Annotated in this window: 16 protein-coding genes; 2 read left to right on the top strand and 14 right to left on the bottom strand. The window is 37.3% G+C overall.

From position 1 onward, the window contains the following. Window positions 1-154: 154 nt before the first annotated feature. The 5 genes from proA to gpt form a co-directional block, all read right to left on the bottom strand. Window positions 155-1,408 carry a glutamate-5-semialdehyde dehydrogenase gene (gene proA, locus QE177_RS03835; protein ID WP_280552207.1) on the bottom strand — a complete coding sequence of 418 codons (1,254 nt, stop codon included), beginning with the start codon at window positions 1,406-1,408 and terminating at the stop codon, window positions 155-157. Continuing rightward, a complete protein-coding gene (gene proB, locus QE177_RS03830) occupies window positions 1,408-2,517 on the bottom strand; it encodes a glutamate 5-kinase (protein ID WP_280551407.1) in 1,110 nt (369 codons plus the stop codon). The genes proA and proB overlap by 1 nt, the downstream gene beginning before the upstream one ends. A 131-nt stretch (window positions 2,518-2,648) precedes the next feature. Beyond that, on the bottom strand, window positions 2,649-3,038 hold the full coding sequence (crl, locus tag QE177_RS03825) for a sigma factor-binding protein Crl (RefSeq protein WP_180560492.1): 390 nt from the start codon (window positions 3,036-3,038) through the stop codon (window positions 2,649-2,651). Between the two features lie 70 nt (window positions 3,039-3,108). Further along, the gene (gene frsA / locus QE177_RS03820; RefSeq protein ID WP_280551406.1) at window positions 3,109-4,368 is read right to left on the bottom strand and encodes an esterase FrsA; all 1,260 of its coding nucleotides are present in this window, start codon (window positions 4,366-4,368) and stop codon (window positions 3,109-3,111) included. Between the two features lie 108 nt (window positions 4,369-4,476). After that, window positions 4,477-4,938: a xanthine phosphoribosyltransferase gene (gene gpt, locus QE177_RS03815; protein ID WP_280551405.1), complete on the bottom strand. Its 462-nt coding sequence runs from the start codon at window positions 4,936-4,938 to the stop codon at window positions 4,477-4,479. Between the two features lie 239 nt (window positions 4,939-5,177). Between gpt and QE177_RS03810 the strand changes: the two genes are divergently transcribed. Next, window positions 5,178-6,638 carry an aminoacyl-histidine dipeptidase gene (locus QE177_RS03810; protein WP_280551404.1) on the top strand — a complete coding sequence of 487 codons (1,461 nt, stop codon included), beginning with the start codon at window positions 5,178-5,180 and terminating at the stop codon, window positions 6,636-6,638. A gap of 30 nt (window positions 6,639-6,668) precedes the next feature. Here the strand turns inward: QE177_RS03810 and dinB are convergent, their stop codons facing one another. Next, window positions 6,669-7,724, bottom strand: a complete 1,056-nt coding sequence (dinB, locus tag QE177_RS03805; RefSeq protein ID WP_280551403.1) for a DNA polymerase IV — start codon at window positions 7,722-7,724, stop codon at window positions 6,669-6,671. A 163-nt stretch (window positions 7,725-7,887) separates the two neighbouring features. After that, a complete protein-coding gene (locus QE177_RS03800; protein WP_280551402.1) occupies window positions 7,888-8,961 on the bottom strand; it encodes a C45 family autoproteolytic acyltransferase/hydolase in 1,074 nt (357 codons plus the stop codon). A 746-nt stretch (window positions 8,962-9,707) separates the two neighbouring features. Here QE177_RS03800 and QE177_RS03795 point away from each other — a divergent pair. Continuing rightward, window positions 9,708-10,577 (top strand): glycerophosphodiester phosphodiesterase family protein, encoded by an 870-nt coding sequence (locus tag QE177_RS03795; RefSeq protein WP_280551401.1) that lies wholly within the window; start codon window positions 9,708-9,710, stop codon window positions 10,575-10,577. Window positions 10,578-10,658: 81 nt separating this feature from the next. On the opposite strand, the gene nqrM is transcribed toward QE177_RS03795, so the two are convergent. From nqrM to QE177_RS03760, 7 genes are all read right to left on the bottom strand, one after another. After that, window positions 10,659-10,859: a (Na+)-NQR maturation NqrM gene (gene nqrM, locus QE177_RS03790; RefSeq protein WP_280551400.1), complete on the bottom strand. Its 201-nt coding sequence runs from the start codon at window positions 10,857-10,859 to the stop codon at window positions 10,659-10,661. A 10-nt stretch (window positions 10,860-10,869) separates the two neighbouring features. Next, window positions 10,870-11,901 (bottom strand): FAD:protein FMN transferase, encoded by a 1,032-nt coding sequence (locus QE177_RS03785; RefSeq protein ID WP_280552206.1) that lies wholly within the window; start codon window positions 11,899-11,901, stop codon window positions 10,870-10,872. A gap of 70 nt (window positions 11,902-11,971) precedes the next feature. Further along, complete coding sequence (nqrF, locus tag QE177_RS03780; protein ID WP_280551399.1) at window positions 11,972-13,198, bottom strand: NADH:ubiquinone reductase (Na(+)-transporting) subunit F; 1,227 nt, start codon at window positions 13,196-13,198, stop codon at window positions 11,972-11,974. 15 nt (window positions 13,199-13,213) lie between these two features. After that, window positions 13,214-13,810 (bottom strand): NADH:ubiquinone reductase (Na(+)-transporting) subunit E, encoded by a 597-nt coding sequence (gene nqrE / locus QE177_RS03775; RefSeq protein WP_026823020.1) that lies wholly within the window; start codon window positions 13,808-13,810, stop codon window positions 13,214-13,216. Window positions 13,811-13,818: 8 nt separating this feature from the next. Continuing rightward, window positions 13,819-14,448 (bottom strand): NADH:ubiquinone reductase (Na(+)-transporting) subunit D, encoded by a 630-nt coding sequence (locus tag QE177_RS03770; RefSeq protein ID WP_180560501.1) that lies wholly within the window; start codon window positions 14,446-14,448, stop codon window positions 13,819-13,821. After that, complete coding sequence (locus QE177_RS03765) at window positions 14,441-15,238, bottom strand: Na(+)-translocating NADH-quinone reductase subunit C (RefSeq protein ID WP_280551398.1); 798 nt, start codon at window positions 15,236-15,238, stop codon at window positions 14,441-14,443. Before QE177_RS03765 ends, QE177_RS03770 begins: the two co-directional genes overlap by 8 nt. Then, window positions 15,231-16,469, bottom strand: coding sequence for an NADH:ubiquinone reductase (Na(+)-transporting) subunit B (locus tag QE177_RS03760; protein ID WP_280551397.1), 1,239 nt, complete (start codon window positions 16,467-16,469; stop codon window positions 15,231-15,233). The genes QE177_RS03765 and QE177_RS03760 overlap by 8 nt, the downstream gene beginning before the upstream one ends. Window position 16,470: the final 1 nt, after the last annotated feature.

Genomic DNA, 16,470 nt, shown 5'->3' with positions numbered 1-16,470 from the left:
GTTGTCCTAATCGATAATTTATTTAATTAGTCAGAATATATATGTCAGCTTACAAGCACGATTTAAAATTTACAAAAGTAAAAATCCTAAATTAACACGATTAAAATAAAGCCACACAACAACAGTGTGGCTCAAAAAATCGTGAAGTAATAACTCAAGAACGCGTTAAATTATCGCCATAACCAATCCATTTATAGGTTGTTAATGCATCTAATCCCATTGGGCCTCGTGCATGGAGTTTTTGCGTACTTACCGCAACCTCCGCACCCAATCCAAATTGTCCACCATCAGTAAATCGTGTACTTGCATTAACATAAACAGCCGCAGAATCGACACGCTGAACAAAATAATCTGCTTGTTGAATTGATTGGGTCAAAATAGCATCAGAATGGGCCGTTCCATAATCCCGGATGTGGTTAATCGCGGCATCAATATCATTGACAATTTTGACGTTAACATCAAGCGATAACCATTCATCACGGTAATTCTCCTCCATTACTTCAACAACGCTTGCTGGGCTCGATTTTAAATAGGACATTGCATGCCGACTGGCATGGAGTGTCACATTTTGCTCAGCCATTTTCTCAGCCAGAAGCGGTAGAAATGTAGCCGCAATACTTTTATGAACTAATAAAGTTTCTAATGAATTACAGGCACTTGGACGCTGCACCTTAGCATTCACAATGAGTGGAAGTGCTTTGTCAAAATCAATATGTTGATCGACATAAATATGACAGACACCAATACCGCCAGTAATCACTGGAATAGTCGATTGTTCACGGCATAGCTTATGTAACCCTGCACCACCACGCGGGATCAACATATCTACATAACGATCCATTTTCAGTAATTGTGTTACTAATTTTCTATCTGGGTCGTCAATAGACTGAACTGCTGCCTGCGGAATAGCATTTTGTTGCAACGCTTGCTTAATAACTTTAACGATTGCTTGATTAGTCTGTGATGTTTCTTTCCCACCACGTAAAATTACCGCATTACCTGTTTTCAAACATAACGAAGCAACATCGATCGTTACATTCGGCCGCGCTTCATAAATAACGCCAATCACGCCCAGTGGGACACATCGCCGTTGTATATTTAAGCCGTTTTCTAATAAACCGCCATCGAGGATACGTCCAACTGGATCAGCTAATTGACATACCTTTCTTACATCATTTGCAATGGCAGCTAATCGCTCGACAGTTAGCAATAATCTGTCTTGCATAGCAGCACCCATATGGTTAACTTTTGCTGACACCATATCTTGAGCATTAGCGGCTAAAATTGCATCACTCTGTTGTTGCAGGCAATCTGCTATACCCATTAAGATATTATTTTTCTGTTTTGTGTTTAGCCCTGCCAGGTACCATGAAGCTTTTTTAGCCGCTTTGCCTATTTCTTCCAACATCATTTACTCACTATCATATCGTCCCGGTGAACGGCAACAGCACCATATTCATAACCCAAAATTTGATTAATTTCTTGCGAATGATGCCCTGCGATTAAACGTAAAGCATCGCTATTATAATGAGTCACACCATGAGCTAAGTCGTTACCTAATAAATTAAGAATACGCACAACATCGCCGCGCGAAAAATTACCACTAATTTTCTTTATACCTTTTGGTAATAATGAGCTGCCTTTTTGTTGGATTGCCAAAGCAGCTCCCTCATCAACAACAATTTCACCCGCCAAAGGTGCACCAAAAATCCACCGTTTTCGGTTTTCCATTGGCGTTTTTAAGCGATGAAATTTTGTTCCTACCGGTTGACCTTCGAGCACATTTGCAATCACATTATGCTTATCACCGGCGGCAATAATGACTTCTATTCCCGCTCGACCAGCTATGCCTGCGGCTTGCAATTTTGTTGCCATTCCACCGGTACCTAAACCGCTCACACTATCACCTGCAATGCATCTTAGTTCATCATTAATATCATGAACTTCAGTGATCAATTGTGCATTTGGATTGTGCCGAGGGTCTGCTGTATGTAGTCCGTCAATATCCGTTAATAATAGTAACTTATCCGCATCAGCTAAAATTGCAACCAATGCCGATAAATTATCATTATCACCAACTTTAATTTCGGCCGTCGCAACGGCATCGTTTTCATTGATAACCGGAATAATACGGTTATCTAGTAACGCTTGTAATGTATCCCGTGCATTTAAAAAACGTTCTCGATCTTCAATGTCCGCCCGAGTTAATAACATCTGACCAATATGAATACCATAAATTGAAAACAATCGTTCCCAAAGTTGGATCAGATGACTTTGCCCAACCGCCGCGAGCAATTGTTTTGAGGCAATTGTCTCAGGTAAAGTTGGATAACCTAAATGGGCTCGGCCCGCAGTAATTGCGCCCGAAGTGACAATGACAATGTGGTGACCTTTTTCATACTGCTGTGCACATTGGCGCACTAATTCAACAATACGCGCCTGATTTAGACAAAGCGAGCCACCTGTTAATACACTTGTTCCTAGTTTTATCACCAAAGTTTGGCTGTTGTTCATCATGCTTCTGTTATTAACTCTCTATAACGATAAAAATTTAGTCATCAGTTTTATCAAGTAAGAAGCGTCATGCCAACCGACATAACGCAATTTTAATGAAAAGTTGATTTTACAATAGCTGCAAACAATACAAACTATAAATTAATTGCAACCATTTTTGGGCAAGGGGTTAATGTTAATTCTAATGTATTAAGTGAATCACTTAAACGTTTATGGAATTCTTGTAATGTATCTTCAAGCGACTTGATAATGTTTGATTTATTAATTTCGATATGCTGCCAATTACCGGCTTTATCAAACATACCTAATTTATAATGATATACAAATCCGTTAAGTTCTCGTCTTAATTCCAACCACCATCCCCAAAATTCACGCTTTTCTGGAGCAGTTTTTGCATTAACACAAATAGCAAGACAGTCGAAAAAAAAGAGATCATCCTGACATTGAGATTCACGGAGATAAGGTCCTAACCTGGTAAAATGCTTCAATAATTTACTTTTAGAATAATTTGAAGTTAAAGCCATAATAAGGATCTCCTTGTTGTTAAGCTACCTTTTTAGCAAATAAGGAAAAATAATCAAGTAATCACAATAATTATTCAATTTTGCTTTTCAGCCAACTCACTACTGCAGAAAGTGACTGATGAAAATTTTGATATAACGGCTTGGCGGGTAAGGTTAATAACTTACCTTCAATTGAGGAGCGCACGATAAGCAATGCGTCTTCCTTAGGGCTGAAAACATCATTTTGCCAATTAACAACCATAAATGGTACAGGACAACGACGCCCCAATAATCCCTGCTTTTTTAATGAGTAACAGCTAAGCTCTGAGCGTAAAACGGCTTCATCTACCTGATAGAAACCTAGTCGACTGGCAAAGATATCAATATTCATTACCGGTATTTGATCTTGATATTTTTGCTCATTAAATAAGCTATGAACAATTGGCCCCAAAACTGCAACACCTTTTAAGCGCTTGGGCTCTAAATAAGCTAAACGAAGGGCAATATTAGCGCCAAAACGCAAACCAATTACCCCTATTCGAGTATGATCGATCCATGGAATATTAGCCAATTGATTAAGTATCTGTTGATGCAGCGCGCTAGTATCCTGAGAAAGTTTATATTTAATAGAATAGCCAATTGATGGCATATCCAGGGTTAACATAGCAAAACCTTGCGGCGCTAAATATTGGCTAAAAAGGCGGTAATAATCTAGCTGCAAACTATCTAATGTGCCGCAAACTAAAATCGTAGGACATGGGCCTTGGTTGGTATTAGGCAAATGTAAAAAACCAATTAGCTCTTTTTTACCATCCTCTATTTTGAAAGAAATTTTTTTCAGTCGAAAATCGGTCAATTGCTCAGCATTTTCATAAGCTTTATTCGCTAATAATACCGCTTGTTCAGCAAGATGATCACCCTTAAGATGAGGATAGGCAGCGATACTATATAAATTAGCGGCCCGTAACCAAGCCTGGCTAGTTGCTATTTTTGTAGGCAACTCAAGCGCTTTTTTCTGCCAGGCCATTGCTTGCTGTGACCATTCATAAGCCCAATTTCCCGGCTGATAACCAATTACGGTATCAAGTAAATTTTCACAGCTACGAACACGATTATTTGCCGCAATTCGACTTAATACCGCTTCAATCTCTAATCCATCGTTGCCACGCCAAATCCATATTAGCCGATTAATCATACGATACCAGCTAACATAACTCGTCCCTTCGAATGTTGAACTATGCTTCAATAAGTGGGTTTTAGGCACACTATAAGTCACCAGAACAGAAGTCTCAGTTTGTTTCAGTTTTGATTTAGGCTTAAACAGCTTTTCTGACAGATTTTTTTCACTCATATCGACCTTATTCTGTTAAAAAATTCAGCAATAAAAAAGGGATGCGATTAGCATCCCCTATATCATATACTTTATTTAGTGATTAAAGCGAAATAAATAAAACAATTATTATTGTTCACAAAGTGGCTTAATAAAAACCTCTTTTTCCATATCCCATGGCTGTTCTATCCAGGTATTTTGCGGTATATCAATAACATAATTATCAACTAATGGGCGTCCGGCAGGTTTAGCAAAAATAGTCACAAAATAGCCTTTGGGATACATATCCCTGATAGCTTGCGCTGTTCCGCCAGTATCGACCAAATCGTCAACAACAATATACCCCTCACCATCACCTTCCACTCGCTTAATCACTTTGAGTTCTCTTTGGTTATTATGGTCGTAACTTGAAATACAGACAGTATCAACATGGCGTAAACCTAATTCACGAGCAAGAATAGCACTTGGAACAAGCCCACCGCGGCTAACAGCAATAATGCCTTTCCATTGCTTGGCAGGTAATAAGCGTTGTGCCAAAGTACGGGCATGCATTTGCAACATATCCCATGTTACGATGTATTTTTCACTCATAAAATTTTGATCCCAACGACTAGAGACTATTTTAGCAAAGTACATTAGTGGAAAAAATATTGCGCGAGATTATAGTGATTTGTAATAACAAAAACCAGAAATTAATTAATATTATCACAATTAACTAAAGGAATAGACGCCAGAAGATGATATTCTGAATTAATAAGATAAATAATATTTTCCAAAACTGTAGAATTAATTAGCAATCTTAATAATAGGGTAGTAATAGGAGAGAAAACGTGTCTGAGCTTTCACAACTTTCACCACAGCCACTTTGGGATATTTTTGCACAAATTTGTGCAATTCCTCATCCATCTGGACATGAAGAAGCACTTGCTGCTTATATTATGCAATGGGCAGAGAGAAAAAAACTTAATGTTGAACGCGATAAAGTCGGTAATATTCTTATTCGCAAACCGGCAACAGCCGGCATGGAAAATCTCCTACCTGTTGTTCTTCAAGCCCATTTGGATATGGTGCCACAAAAAAACGGTGATACTCAGCACAATTTTACTCAGGATCCTATCCGTCCTTACGTTGATAATGAGTGGGTAAAAGCGCAAGGTACTACATTAGGTGCAGATAATGGTATCGGTATGGCTTCCGCTTTAGCTGTACTGGATGATGAAAATATTAAACATGGACCAATAGAAGTTTTACTCACCATGACAGAAGAAACCGGTATGGTTGGTGCTTTTGGCATACAGCCAAATTGGTTACAAGCGGATATTCTGATCAATACCGATTCGGAACAAGAAGGCGAGATCTACATGGGTTGCGCAGGCGGCGTTGATTTTACCACCACCTTTACATTGGCAAGAGAAGCAATTCCAGCTAATCATAAAGTGTATAAAATAACACTTAAAGGATTGACCGGTGGCCATTCGGGTGGTGATATTCATTTAGGATTGGCTAATGCTAATAAACTATTGGCACGTTTTCTAGCAGGGCATGGGAGTGAATTACAATTAAGGCTCATTCACATTCAAGGGGGTAGTTTACGTAATGCAATCCCACGCGAGAGTGAAGCAATTGTTGCAGTGCCTATATCAATAGCAGCTAATTTAGAGACCAGCAAAAATCACTATCTAACACTACTAAAATCTGAATTTGCCGCGATCGAAAAAAATTTAGTCATTACCCTTGATGAGACAAGCACAGAATTATTAACGCTAACTGCGGATTGCCAATCTCGTCTATTAAATTTTCTCAATGCTGCACCTAACGGTGTTATTAGGATGAGCGATGAAATAAAAGATGTTGTTGAAACTTCCCTTAATACCGGCGTTGTTGATATGGACGAAAAAAAAGCCGAAATTACTTTTTTAATTCGCTCATTAATCGAAACAGGCAAAGATTATGTCGTTAATATGTTGACATCATTATCGATGCTTGCCGGTGCAGAATTTGAACATAAAGGCAGCTATCCTGGCTGGAAACCTGATCCGAAATCTCCCGTCATGGCACTTGTTAGCAATACCTATCAGCAACTATTTGGTAAAGCTCCAAAGATCATGGTGATCCATGCTGGTTTAGAATGTGGGCTATTTAAAAAACCTTATCCGCAGATGGATATGGTCTCCATTGGGCCAACAATATATGGCGCTCATTCACCTGATGAACGCGCCAATATTAAAAGTGTAGCGAAGTATTGGCAGTTATTAACATCAGTACTCAAATCAATACCTGAGAAAAGTTAACAATCCTAGCAGGCTAATCTAGCCTGCTTTTCACCAATTCAGTATTAACTGCTTTTCTAACTGAGGATTTTGTAAAGTGACATGTAGTCCAACTAATCTAACACCACGATCCGCTCGTCTTTGTTGCCAAATTTGTTGCGCTATTTGGATAAGATCCCCTTTACTTAAAATGGGATAACTATGCTCTTGAGTCGTTAATTGAAAATCGGCAAATTTCATCTTCACCCCTTGACTGGCGATGCTAAGCTCTGGTTTAATTTTTGCTAATCGGCTCTCAAGCTCTGGATAGAGTCGTTCAATAATTTTCATACATTCATCCCATTGATAAATATCCTTAGCAACAGTACGCTCGACCCCAACTGATTTGCGTAAACGCTCACTATTGATCCTACGCGGATCTACGCCATGACTAAGATCCCATAAAATTTGACCAAACTTACCTAATTCTTTCACTAATGTAAGCAAATCAAATTGTTGTATATCGCCGCAGGTTTCCAATCCCATTTTTTGCAACCGTTGTGCCGTAACTTTACCCACTCCAGGAATTTTTCTTAAGGGCAATGGATAAATAAAATTGGTCACTTGCTCAGGGGTAATAACATATTGCCCATTGGGTTTATTTATATCTGAAGCAATTTTAGCTAGAAATTTGACCGGTGCGATACCCGCTGATGCCGTAAGCGATAATTCATTAAAAATCCGCTGTCTTATCTCATTTGCTATCAAGGTTGCCGAACCGTGATAATGAGGACTATTTGTCACATCAAGATAAGCTTCATCTAAAGAAATTGGCTCAACTAATTGGGTAAATTCGAGCAAAATTTGCCGTATCTGCCATGATATTTCTTTATATAAGGACATGCGGCCAGGAATGATTTTCAATTGAGGGCAACGTTTAAGTGCCAAAGCTGTAGACATTGCACTATGCACGCCATAACGTCGAGCCAAATAATTGGCTGTACTAACTACTCCACGCCGATCGGCTCTACCTCCGATCGCTAGCGGAATAGTGCGTAAAGAAGGATTGTCACGCATCTCTATGGCTGCATAAAAGCAATCCATATCAATATGGATAATTTTGCGCACACCCTCTCCTAATAACACTGTTTAAATAAACAGTGTAATGCTAATTTTACCAATGGTAAACAAAAAATTTAATTAAAATAACAACTCCACTATAGGATTATGGCCATAAAATACTTGATTAGAATTGCATATTACCTTTTATTGGATTTAATAAGTTTCCTTGTCAGAAAGAAAGATAACCGGTTTGCGATAATTGATAAGGATTACCTGCTGCATATTTTAATATAGCATTTTTAGTATTAATACTAATTGTTAATAAAGTTTGCCAACGCTCTGTATCCGGTTGCGAACTGTCAGGTAGAAAACAAATTGGTGATTGCTCACCTTCAGGACCACACATTGCAGCCGCGCGCGCCATAATGCTTTTATTTTTCATATCACTAGATACGCTTTTTAAATGTTCATAACGTTTATAAGTCGTATCATCAGTAGTACCTTCCCCCGAAACCAATTCCGACGCTAGAAAATGATTAGTATGAAGTAACCAATTATTTTGTTGTGGGTAAACAATCGCTGACCGAAATGGACTTAACTCAATACTTACTGCTCGGCATCGTGCTGCATGATGGCAAAAGACACTTAATACTGACGATGCACTGACTTGCGCAGAAAATGCTAAAGCGATAGCCTCTTCTATGGTTGTTGCTTCTTCTAATATTCGGCGAGCTACTGCATGTACAGGCACACCACCAGAATCATTGTCACTTGTATGATGTAAGATATTAAAATGTAAACCTAATCCAGCACTGTTAACACCAATTTTACCTAACATACCAAATTCAGTAAAAAGCTTAAATTGCATCCCTTTTCTATTTTGTAATTGAATCATCAACCCATGAGGCGCTAAAACATCATGCCAATCCCAGGTTTGCATGGTTTGTGGCATATTAATATCAGGAGCTGCATAAATTGCGGTAGAGCATTCACTCGCATAGGATGTTGACTTTGTTGATAAAATTTCAGTTCGTGCATTTAAACTTGCTAGATACCAAATCGGAAGATTAGCTCCCATAGCTGTTGCTTCCATTTCACTTGCCAAATCCGGACACCAATATTCCAGGGCAGCCAAACTATTTTCTCCAATTTTTTTCGCCTGATCGCCAGTTATACCAATACGAGAAAAAAAATCTAAATAAAGCATCACCGTCTGTTTTATTTGCGGCGCCCAATATTCACCAATCTGTTTTCCTCGACAAAAAGGATCTTTTACCGTGTTATTAAACGTATAAACTTTCATGATTAATAGCCTTTTTAATTAAAAAAATAATTTAAATAATAGTGGTTACTATTATTTCTTAATTTAAAAAATTCAATAATGCTATTTTACTATTATCTATAAACCAATAAGTTCATTTAAAACATTATAATTTTAATATCCTATTTTATATTAAGCGATAGTTATTTTAATTATTAATAAAATAAAATAAATTTAAATTAAAAAATGATAGAATATAAAAAGAAAAAATTTTTTTAATTCATTATTCAGGCTTTATTAAAGAATAAGTTATAATTATATTCTTTAATTGTTTTTACAAACAACTAGAATAAAAAATTTCCATAAATATAATATAATATAATATAATATAATATAATATAATATAATATATAGCATATAAAAAATTAATATGTTTTTATATGAGATAAAGATAAAATAAGTTTATTTTTCTATTTTATTATAACTAATTTTATCTAATAGATAATAAGCTCTATTACAGCAAGTTATCATTAAAAAGATAAAATACTTTAAAATAATATATAATATTCTACCTAACAATAGAAAAAATTATTTATTCAGAAAATAACTTTCGATTTTATAATTAAAAAAATAAATAATTTTATAACTAACATAATGCTAAGTTATATTTTTATATTTACGATAAAAAATAATAAAAATTTGCTATATTAATTTATATTTAATCTACTGCTTTTAATAATAAAATTAATTCATAAAATTTTTCATACACACAACTTATGGAGAAGATAATGCATAAAAGTATCACCGCAGTACTACTTTTGCTTTGTTCAGTCACTGCCTTAGCAAATTCACCAAAAATCGTTGCCCATCGCGGAGGAACTGCTGATGCACCAGAAAACACCATTTATGCCATTGACCAGGCACTAAAAAATGGTGCAGACAAAATATGGATCACTGTGCAACTTTCCAGTGATAAAGTTCCCATATTATATCGCCCATCTGATTTAAATACCTTAACCAATAGAAGTGGGCCGGTTTCCTCATACCGTGCACAGCAACTTATGAAAGCTGATGCTGGTTACCGTTTCGGTTCTCGTCATAACCATCTCTATTGTAATAAAGGTATAGTCATTCCTACATTGAAGCAAGTACTGCAACAGTTTCGGGCAACCGATTTCTATATTGATCTGAAATCTCCCGATGCCGATCCTTACGAACAAGCACAAGCGATTGAAAAAGTATTAAAAGAAGAAAAAGCTTTTCGACGTACTCGCTTTTATTCCACCAACGAAGCTTTCTTAAATGCTTTATCTGATCATGTACAGCGTTTTGAAAGTCGTGATGAAACCCGCGATATTCTGGCTAATATTACCATGAATCATCATTGTCTGATTGATAAAAAAATTAATACTCAGCGCTGGTATGGACTGGAACTGCGACGTAAAGTAGAAGTTGTAGAAAAATATACTCTTGGTGAAGCTCGTTCATCATCAGATTTAGTTTGGGATCATGAAGCAATGAAATGTTTTCGTGCCAGCGGTGGAGCACATATCGTTTTATTTGGCATAAAAGATGAAGCTGATTATCAACTGGCTAAAGAGCTAGGTGCAGACGAAGTTATGGTCGATTCACCTAAATATTTTAAAGATATAAAATAATAAAAAACAAAATATTAATAATCTCGTTATTACTATTAATAACGAGATTTTTTATCAAATAATACGGTCGTTCATCTGTTGTTACTTTTGACGGTTTTCCATAGCCATACGCTTCTTGCGAAGATCACATGGCTGCGGGCAATCACAAACTTTTTCAATGCCAATATTACTTAACCCACCACAACTTCCTTGAATTTCCTTGCGTTTAATAATATATCCAAGAGACATAGCAATAAAAGCAAGTAGAAAAAAAAACAAAGTAGCGATAAATATCGTTAACATAAAACCTCCGCTACATTTTTTTTACTAAATAAGGTTTAAATGCCGAACTATAACGTTCTTCGAAACCTTTATTAGTCGTAACGACCATGAAAACCGGTAAATTTAAACGTTCCGCTAATTCCATTCCTTTTTCAGCCCCCAACACATTTATGCCAGTAGATAAACCATCTGCCATCATGCAAGTTGGGGCGATAACAGTAATAGATATTAAATTATGAACAATCGGTCTACCGGTCTTTGGATCAATAGTATGTGAATAATAAACACCATCTTGTTCAAAATAATTACGATAGTCACCAGAGGTAGCAACTGACATATTCCCAGGCTCAATAATTTCTTGTACCGACTGTTCTAGTCCTTTATCCGAAGGTTTTTCAATTGCAATACGCCACGCTATCCCTTTGCCATTATGGCCTTTTGTCCGGACTTCACCACCAATATCGACCATATAATTATGAATATTTTGTGACTCTAAATATTCCGCTATAACATCAACGCCGTATCCTTTAGCGATAGATGAGAGATCTACGTAGAGTTGAGGTATTTTTTTTATCAGGCTATTACCATCAATTGCAAGTTTATCAATACCAATCCATTGCCGACGCAACTCCAATGTCTCTTCCGGTGGTGATTTGGTTATTCTGCCTTCTGGGCCAAATCCCCATAAATTAACTAATGGCCCGATAGTAATATCGAGCGCACCATTGGTTAATTTATTAATATGAATCGCTTCTTTAATCACTGTCATCATGGCTAGCGACACAGGAAATGGTGTATTTACATGTTGAAATTGATTAAATTGGCTTAATTCAGATTTAGGGCGGTAAGTTGACATTTGATTGTTAACTTCTTCCAAACGACTATTAATATCGTCACGCAATGTTTCCCAAAAAGGATGAGATGATTCACTGACATACTTAATGACATAGTAAGTTCCCATCGTTTGCCCTTGAATACTCTTTTGCTCTGTATCAAAACAACCACAAAGCATGAAAATAGTAGATAAGGTAATAATCCAATTGAATAATTTATTTTTTAGCATAAAATTTTTTAAGAATATTAAGTCCATATTAACTCAACGGTTATACAATGAGTCAAAATACAGGAAAGAATCAACCACCAAAATCATCTAATAAAATATTTTCATCTTCAACACCTAAATCTTTAAGCATCTTAATAACTGCGGCATTCATCACAGGAGGACCACACATATAAAACTCACAATCCTCAGGCGCTGGATGATCTTTCAAATAGTTTTCATATAAAACGTTATGAATAAAGCCTGTATAGCCTTGCCAGTTATCTTCTGGCATGGCATCTGATAGCGCAACATGCCAGGTAAAGTTTTCATTTTCCGCAGCCAATTGATCAAAGTCTTCAACATAAAACATTTCACGTTTTGAACGAGCCCCATACCAAAAGCTGATTTTTCGTTTAGAATTTAAGCGCTTTAATTGATCAAAAATATGAGAGCGCATTGGCGCCATACCAGCTCCCCCACCAATAAAAATCATTTCCGCATTGGTGTCTTTAGCGAAAAACTCACCAAATGGACCAGAAATAGTGACTTTGTCACCTGGTTTTAATGACCAAATGTAAGAGGACATAATTCCTGGAGGTAAATCTGCGGCTTTTGGCGGTGGTGTTGCTATCCTGACGTTTAACATGATAATTCCATGTTCATCTGGATAATTTGCCATTGAATATGCTCTTACTGTCTGCTGTTTTACTTCAGAAACATAACGAAATAGATTGAATTTATCCCAATCTTCACGATACTCATCAGGCACAGCAAAATCAGCATAAGAAACTTTATGTGGCGGACATTCGATCTGAATATAGCCACCTGCCCGAAATGGGACAACTTCTCCGGCTGGAATTTTTAATTTCAGTTCTTTAATGAAAGTTGCTTTATTCTCATTCGAGATAACTTCACATTCCCATTTTTTTACCCCAAAAATCTCTTCAGGTAATTCAATTTTCAGATCCTGTTTTACATTAACCTGACAAGCCAAACGACATCCTGCTCTAGCTTCTCGTTTATTAATATGGGCCAGTTCAGTAGGCAGGATATCACCGCCACCCTGCTTGATTGTCACCCGACATTGGCCACAAGAACCACCGCCGCCACAAGCAGATGAAACAAAAATACCCTGATTGGACAACATATTTAATAGCTTATCGCCTGCTGGAGCAGCAAAACTCTTTTTAGGGTCACCATTAACTTCAATTTTTACATCCCCTGTGTTTACTAACCTAGATTTGGCAAATAAAATCATTGCCGTTAGAATCAACACAATTAGGGTAAACATTACGACACCAAGAATAATAATATCCATGAATTATTTTCACCCTTATAACTGTACACCGGAAAAAGACATAAAGCCCAATGCCATCAAACCAGTAGTGACAAAGGTGATGCCTAAACCTTTTAAACCCGATGGGATATCAGCATATTTCATTTTTTCACGAATAGATGCCAATAAAACAATGGCTAGCATCCATCCCAATCCTGAACCAAATCCATAAACAATAGATTCACTAAAATTATATTCGCGCTGGGCCATAAACGAGACACCACCAAAAATCGCACAATTAACGGTGATCAATGGTAGAAAAATACCTAATGCGTTATAAAGGGCGGGAAAATAACGATCCAAAATCATTTCAAGAATTTGTACTAATGCGGCAATGACACCGATAAAAGTTATGAAGTTTAAAAAACTTAAATCAACTCCCTCTATTAGGGCACCATCACGTAAAATGAAATTATAAACTAAATTATTCGCTGGTACGGAAATACCCAGAACAACAGTAACTGCAATTCCTAACCCGAAGGCGGTTTTGACATTTTTAGAAACGGCCAAAAATGTACACATACCCAGAAAAAAGGCGAGAGCCATGTTTTCAATAAACACAGCTCGAACAAACAAGCTGATATAATGTTCCATTGCGTCTGTTACTCCTTTTCAACCTGTGAAGGTTTTAATGTGCGCAGTCCCCAAATCAACATACCAATGATGAAAAACGCACTTGGTGCAAGCAGGAACAAGCCATTTGGCTGATACCAACCACCATTCTGAACCGACTGCAGAATAGTAATACCGAACAGTTTACCTGAACCAAATAGTTCTCTTAGGAAACCAACTAAAATTAAAATAGCGCCATATCCCAAACCATTACCAATACCATCCATAAAACTTTCAATTGGTGGCGATTTCATTGCATAAGCTTCAGCACGTCCCATGACGATACAATTAGTAATAATTAAACCGACAAATACTGAAAGTTGCTTAGAGACTTCATAAGCGTAAGCGCGCAAGATTTGATCAACCACGATAACCAAAGAAGCAATGATAGTCATTTGAGCAATAATTCGCACACTGCTAGGAATATAATGACGAATCAATGAGATAAAAAAGCTAGAAAAACCGGTCACTAAAGTTACAGCAATAGCCATTACAAGAGCAGTTTCTAATTTTGTCGTTACCGCTAAAGCCGAACAAACCCCTAAAACTTGCAAAGCAATAGGATTATTATCCAATAAAGGTCCAATTAGCACGCGTTTAATCTCTTTACTATCAGCCATGATTTAACTCTCCTTTGCGTACTTTATCCAGAAACGGACCAAAACCATTATTACCCAACCAGAAATCAAACATTTTCTGGATACCGTTTGATGTCAATGTTGCTCCTGATAGACCATCGATGCTAGAGGGATCACCTATTGCTCCACCACGGACAATTTTTATCGCAGGTTTCCCTTGTTGATTGTAAAGCTTTTTACCAATCCATTGGGCACGCCATTGTGGATTATCCACCTCTCCACCTAGACCTGGCGTTTCACCATGCGAATAATAAGTTATACCACGTGATGTGATCCCATCTATATCAACAGCAATAAAAGCATACATTACCGACCATAAACCAGAACCATAAACCGGCAAAACAAGCGCCATGGTTTTACCATGATCATCATTGACTAAATAAATTTCTGCCGAGTTGGCTCTATAACGAATCTTAGCAACGTCCTGTTCTGGTGATAATACCATTCGTGTTTCATCATTACGTAGCTGATTATTAAGATCGAAGTTGCCATTACTATTTGATATTTCAGTTGTTTTGAAATTCAAAATTTTAGCGCTAATACGACTATTATAAAGAGATTGTATCTCTTCAGCTGACATTTTGGGCTTGAGTAAACCGGCAACATCAAGAATATTACGTTGTTTATCTAATAATTTTTGTGCTTGCTGTTTAGATTTCAAACCTACCGCTGCACCAGATACAACTACTGAACACACTAAACACAGAATAAATACCACAAGAAATGTTCTGCCGATGCTATCTTTTGGATTTTTTGTTTTATCGTTAGCCACGGGCTTTTCTCCGTTTAATATTTGCCTGAACTACCAGATAATCAAACAGAGGCGCAAATAAGTTGGCAAACAAAATCGCCAACATCATCCCTTCCGGATAAGCAGGATTAATGACTCTGATGAGAACACACATTACACCAATCAACATGCCATAAGCCCATTTACCTTCATTAGTAAAAGAGGCCGAAACAGGATCAGTTGCCATAAACATCATGCCAAAAGCAAAACCGCCTAGCACCAAATGCCAGTACCAAGGCATCGCAAATAATGGATTAGTCGATGATCCAATAGCATTAAATAGATAAGACATTGCCATCATGCCTATCATTACACCGGCAACGATACGCCATGAAGCTATTCGGCAAAATAAAATCAACGCCCCACCGATTAAGATCATTAATGTTGAAACTTCTCCAATTGAGCCTGGAATATTGCCAAAAAAAGCATCCATCCAAGTAACAGGCTGATGTGTCAAATTATTTATTAATGCATGATCTCCACCCCTAGCCCATTGTGATAATGGCGTAGCACCAGAGAAACCATCTGTCGCAGTCCAAACTAAATCACCTGAAATTTGAGCTGGATAAGCAAAAAATAGAAATGCACGACCAGCTAATGCTGGATTTAAAAAATTACGCCCAGTACCACCAAAAATTTCTTTCGCCACAACAATACCAAACGTAATACCTAATGCCGCCTGCCAAAGTGGTATAGTAGGCGGTACAATAAGGGCAAACAGAATCGAAGAGACAAAGAAACCTTCGTTGATTTCATGACCACGGATCAACGAAAATAATACTTCCCAAAACCCACCGACTAAAAAAACAACCATATAGATAGGTAAAAAATATACTGCACCAAGCAACATTTTACTTGCCCAGCCTGCTTCTGGTGTTAATGAAGCACCCAAAAACTGAGCGACGCTATAATGCCAATCAGAAACCAGGATCTTCTGCAAGTCAGCTTCACTATGTAATTGATAAAGAGCTGGAATCGCTTGTGCGCCGACATTATACATTCCCCAAAACATGGCTGGAAAAACGGACAGCCAGACTAGAATCATCATTCGCTTTAGATCAATACTGTCACGAACATGTGAACACCCGTGTGTGATTGTGCCCGGGGTATAAAAAATAGTCGCCACTGCTTCATAGAGCACATAGTATTTTTCTAGTTTTCCACCGGGTTCAAAATGACGTTCATACTTTTCAAATAAATTCTTTAAGCCCATG

It is taken from the genome of Arsenophonus sp. aPb (assembly GCF_029873475.1).
In the GTDB taxonomy this organism is placed as follows: Bacteria; Pseudomonadota; Gammaproteobacteria; order Enterobacterales; family Enterobacteriaceae; genus Arsenophonus.
This window is presented reverse-complemented; position numbering and strand designations above follow the sequence as displayed.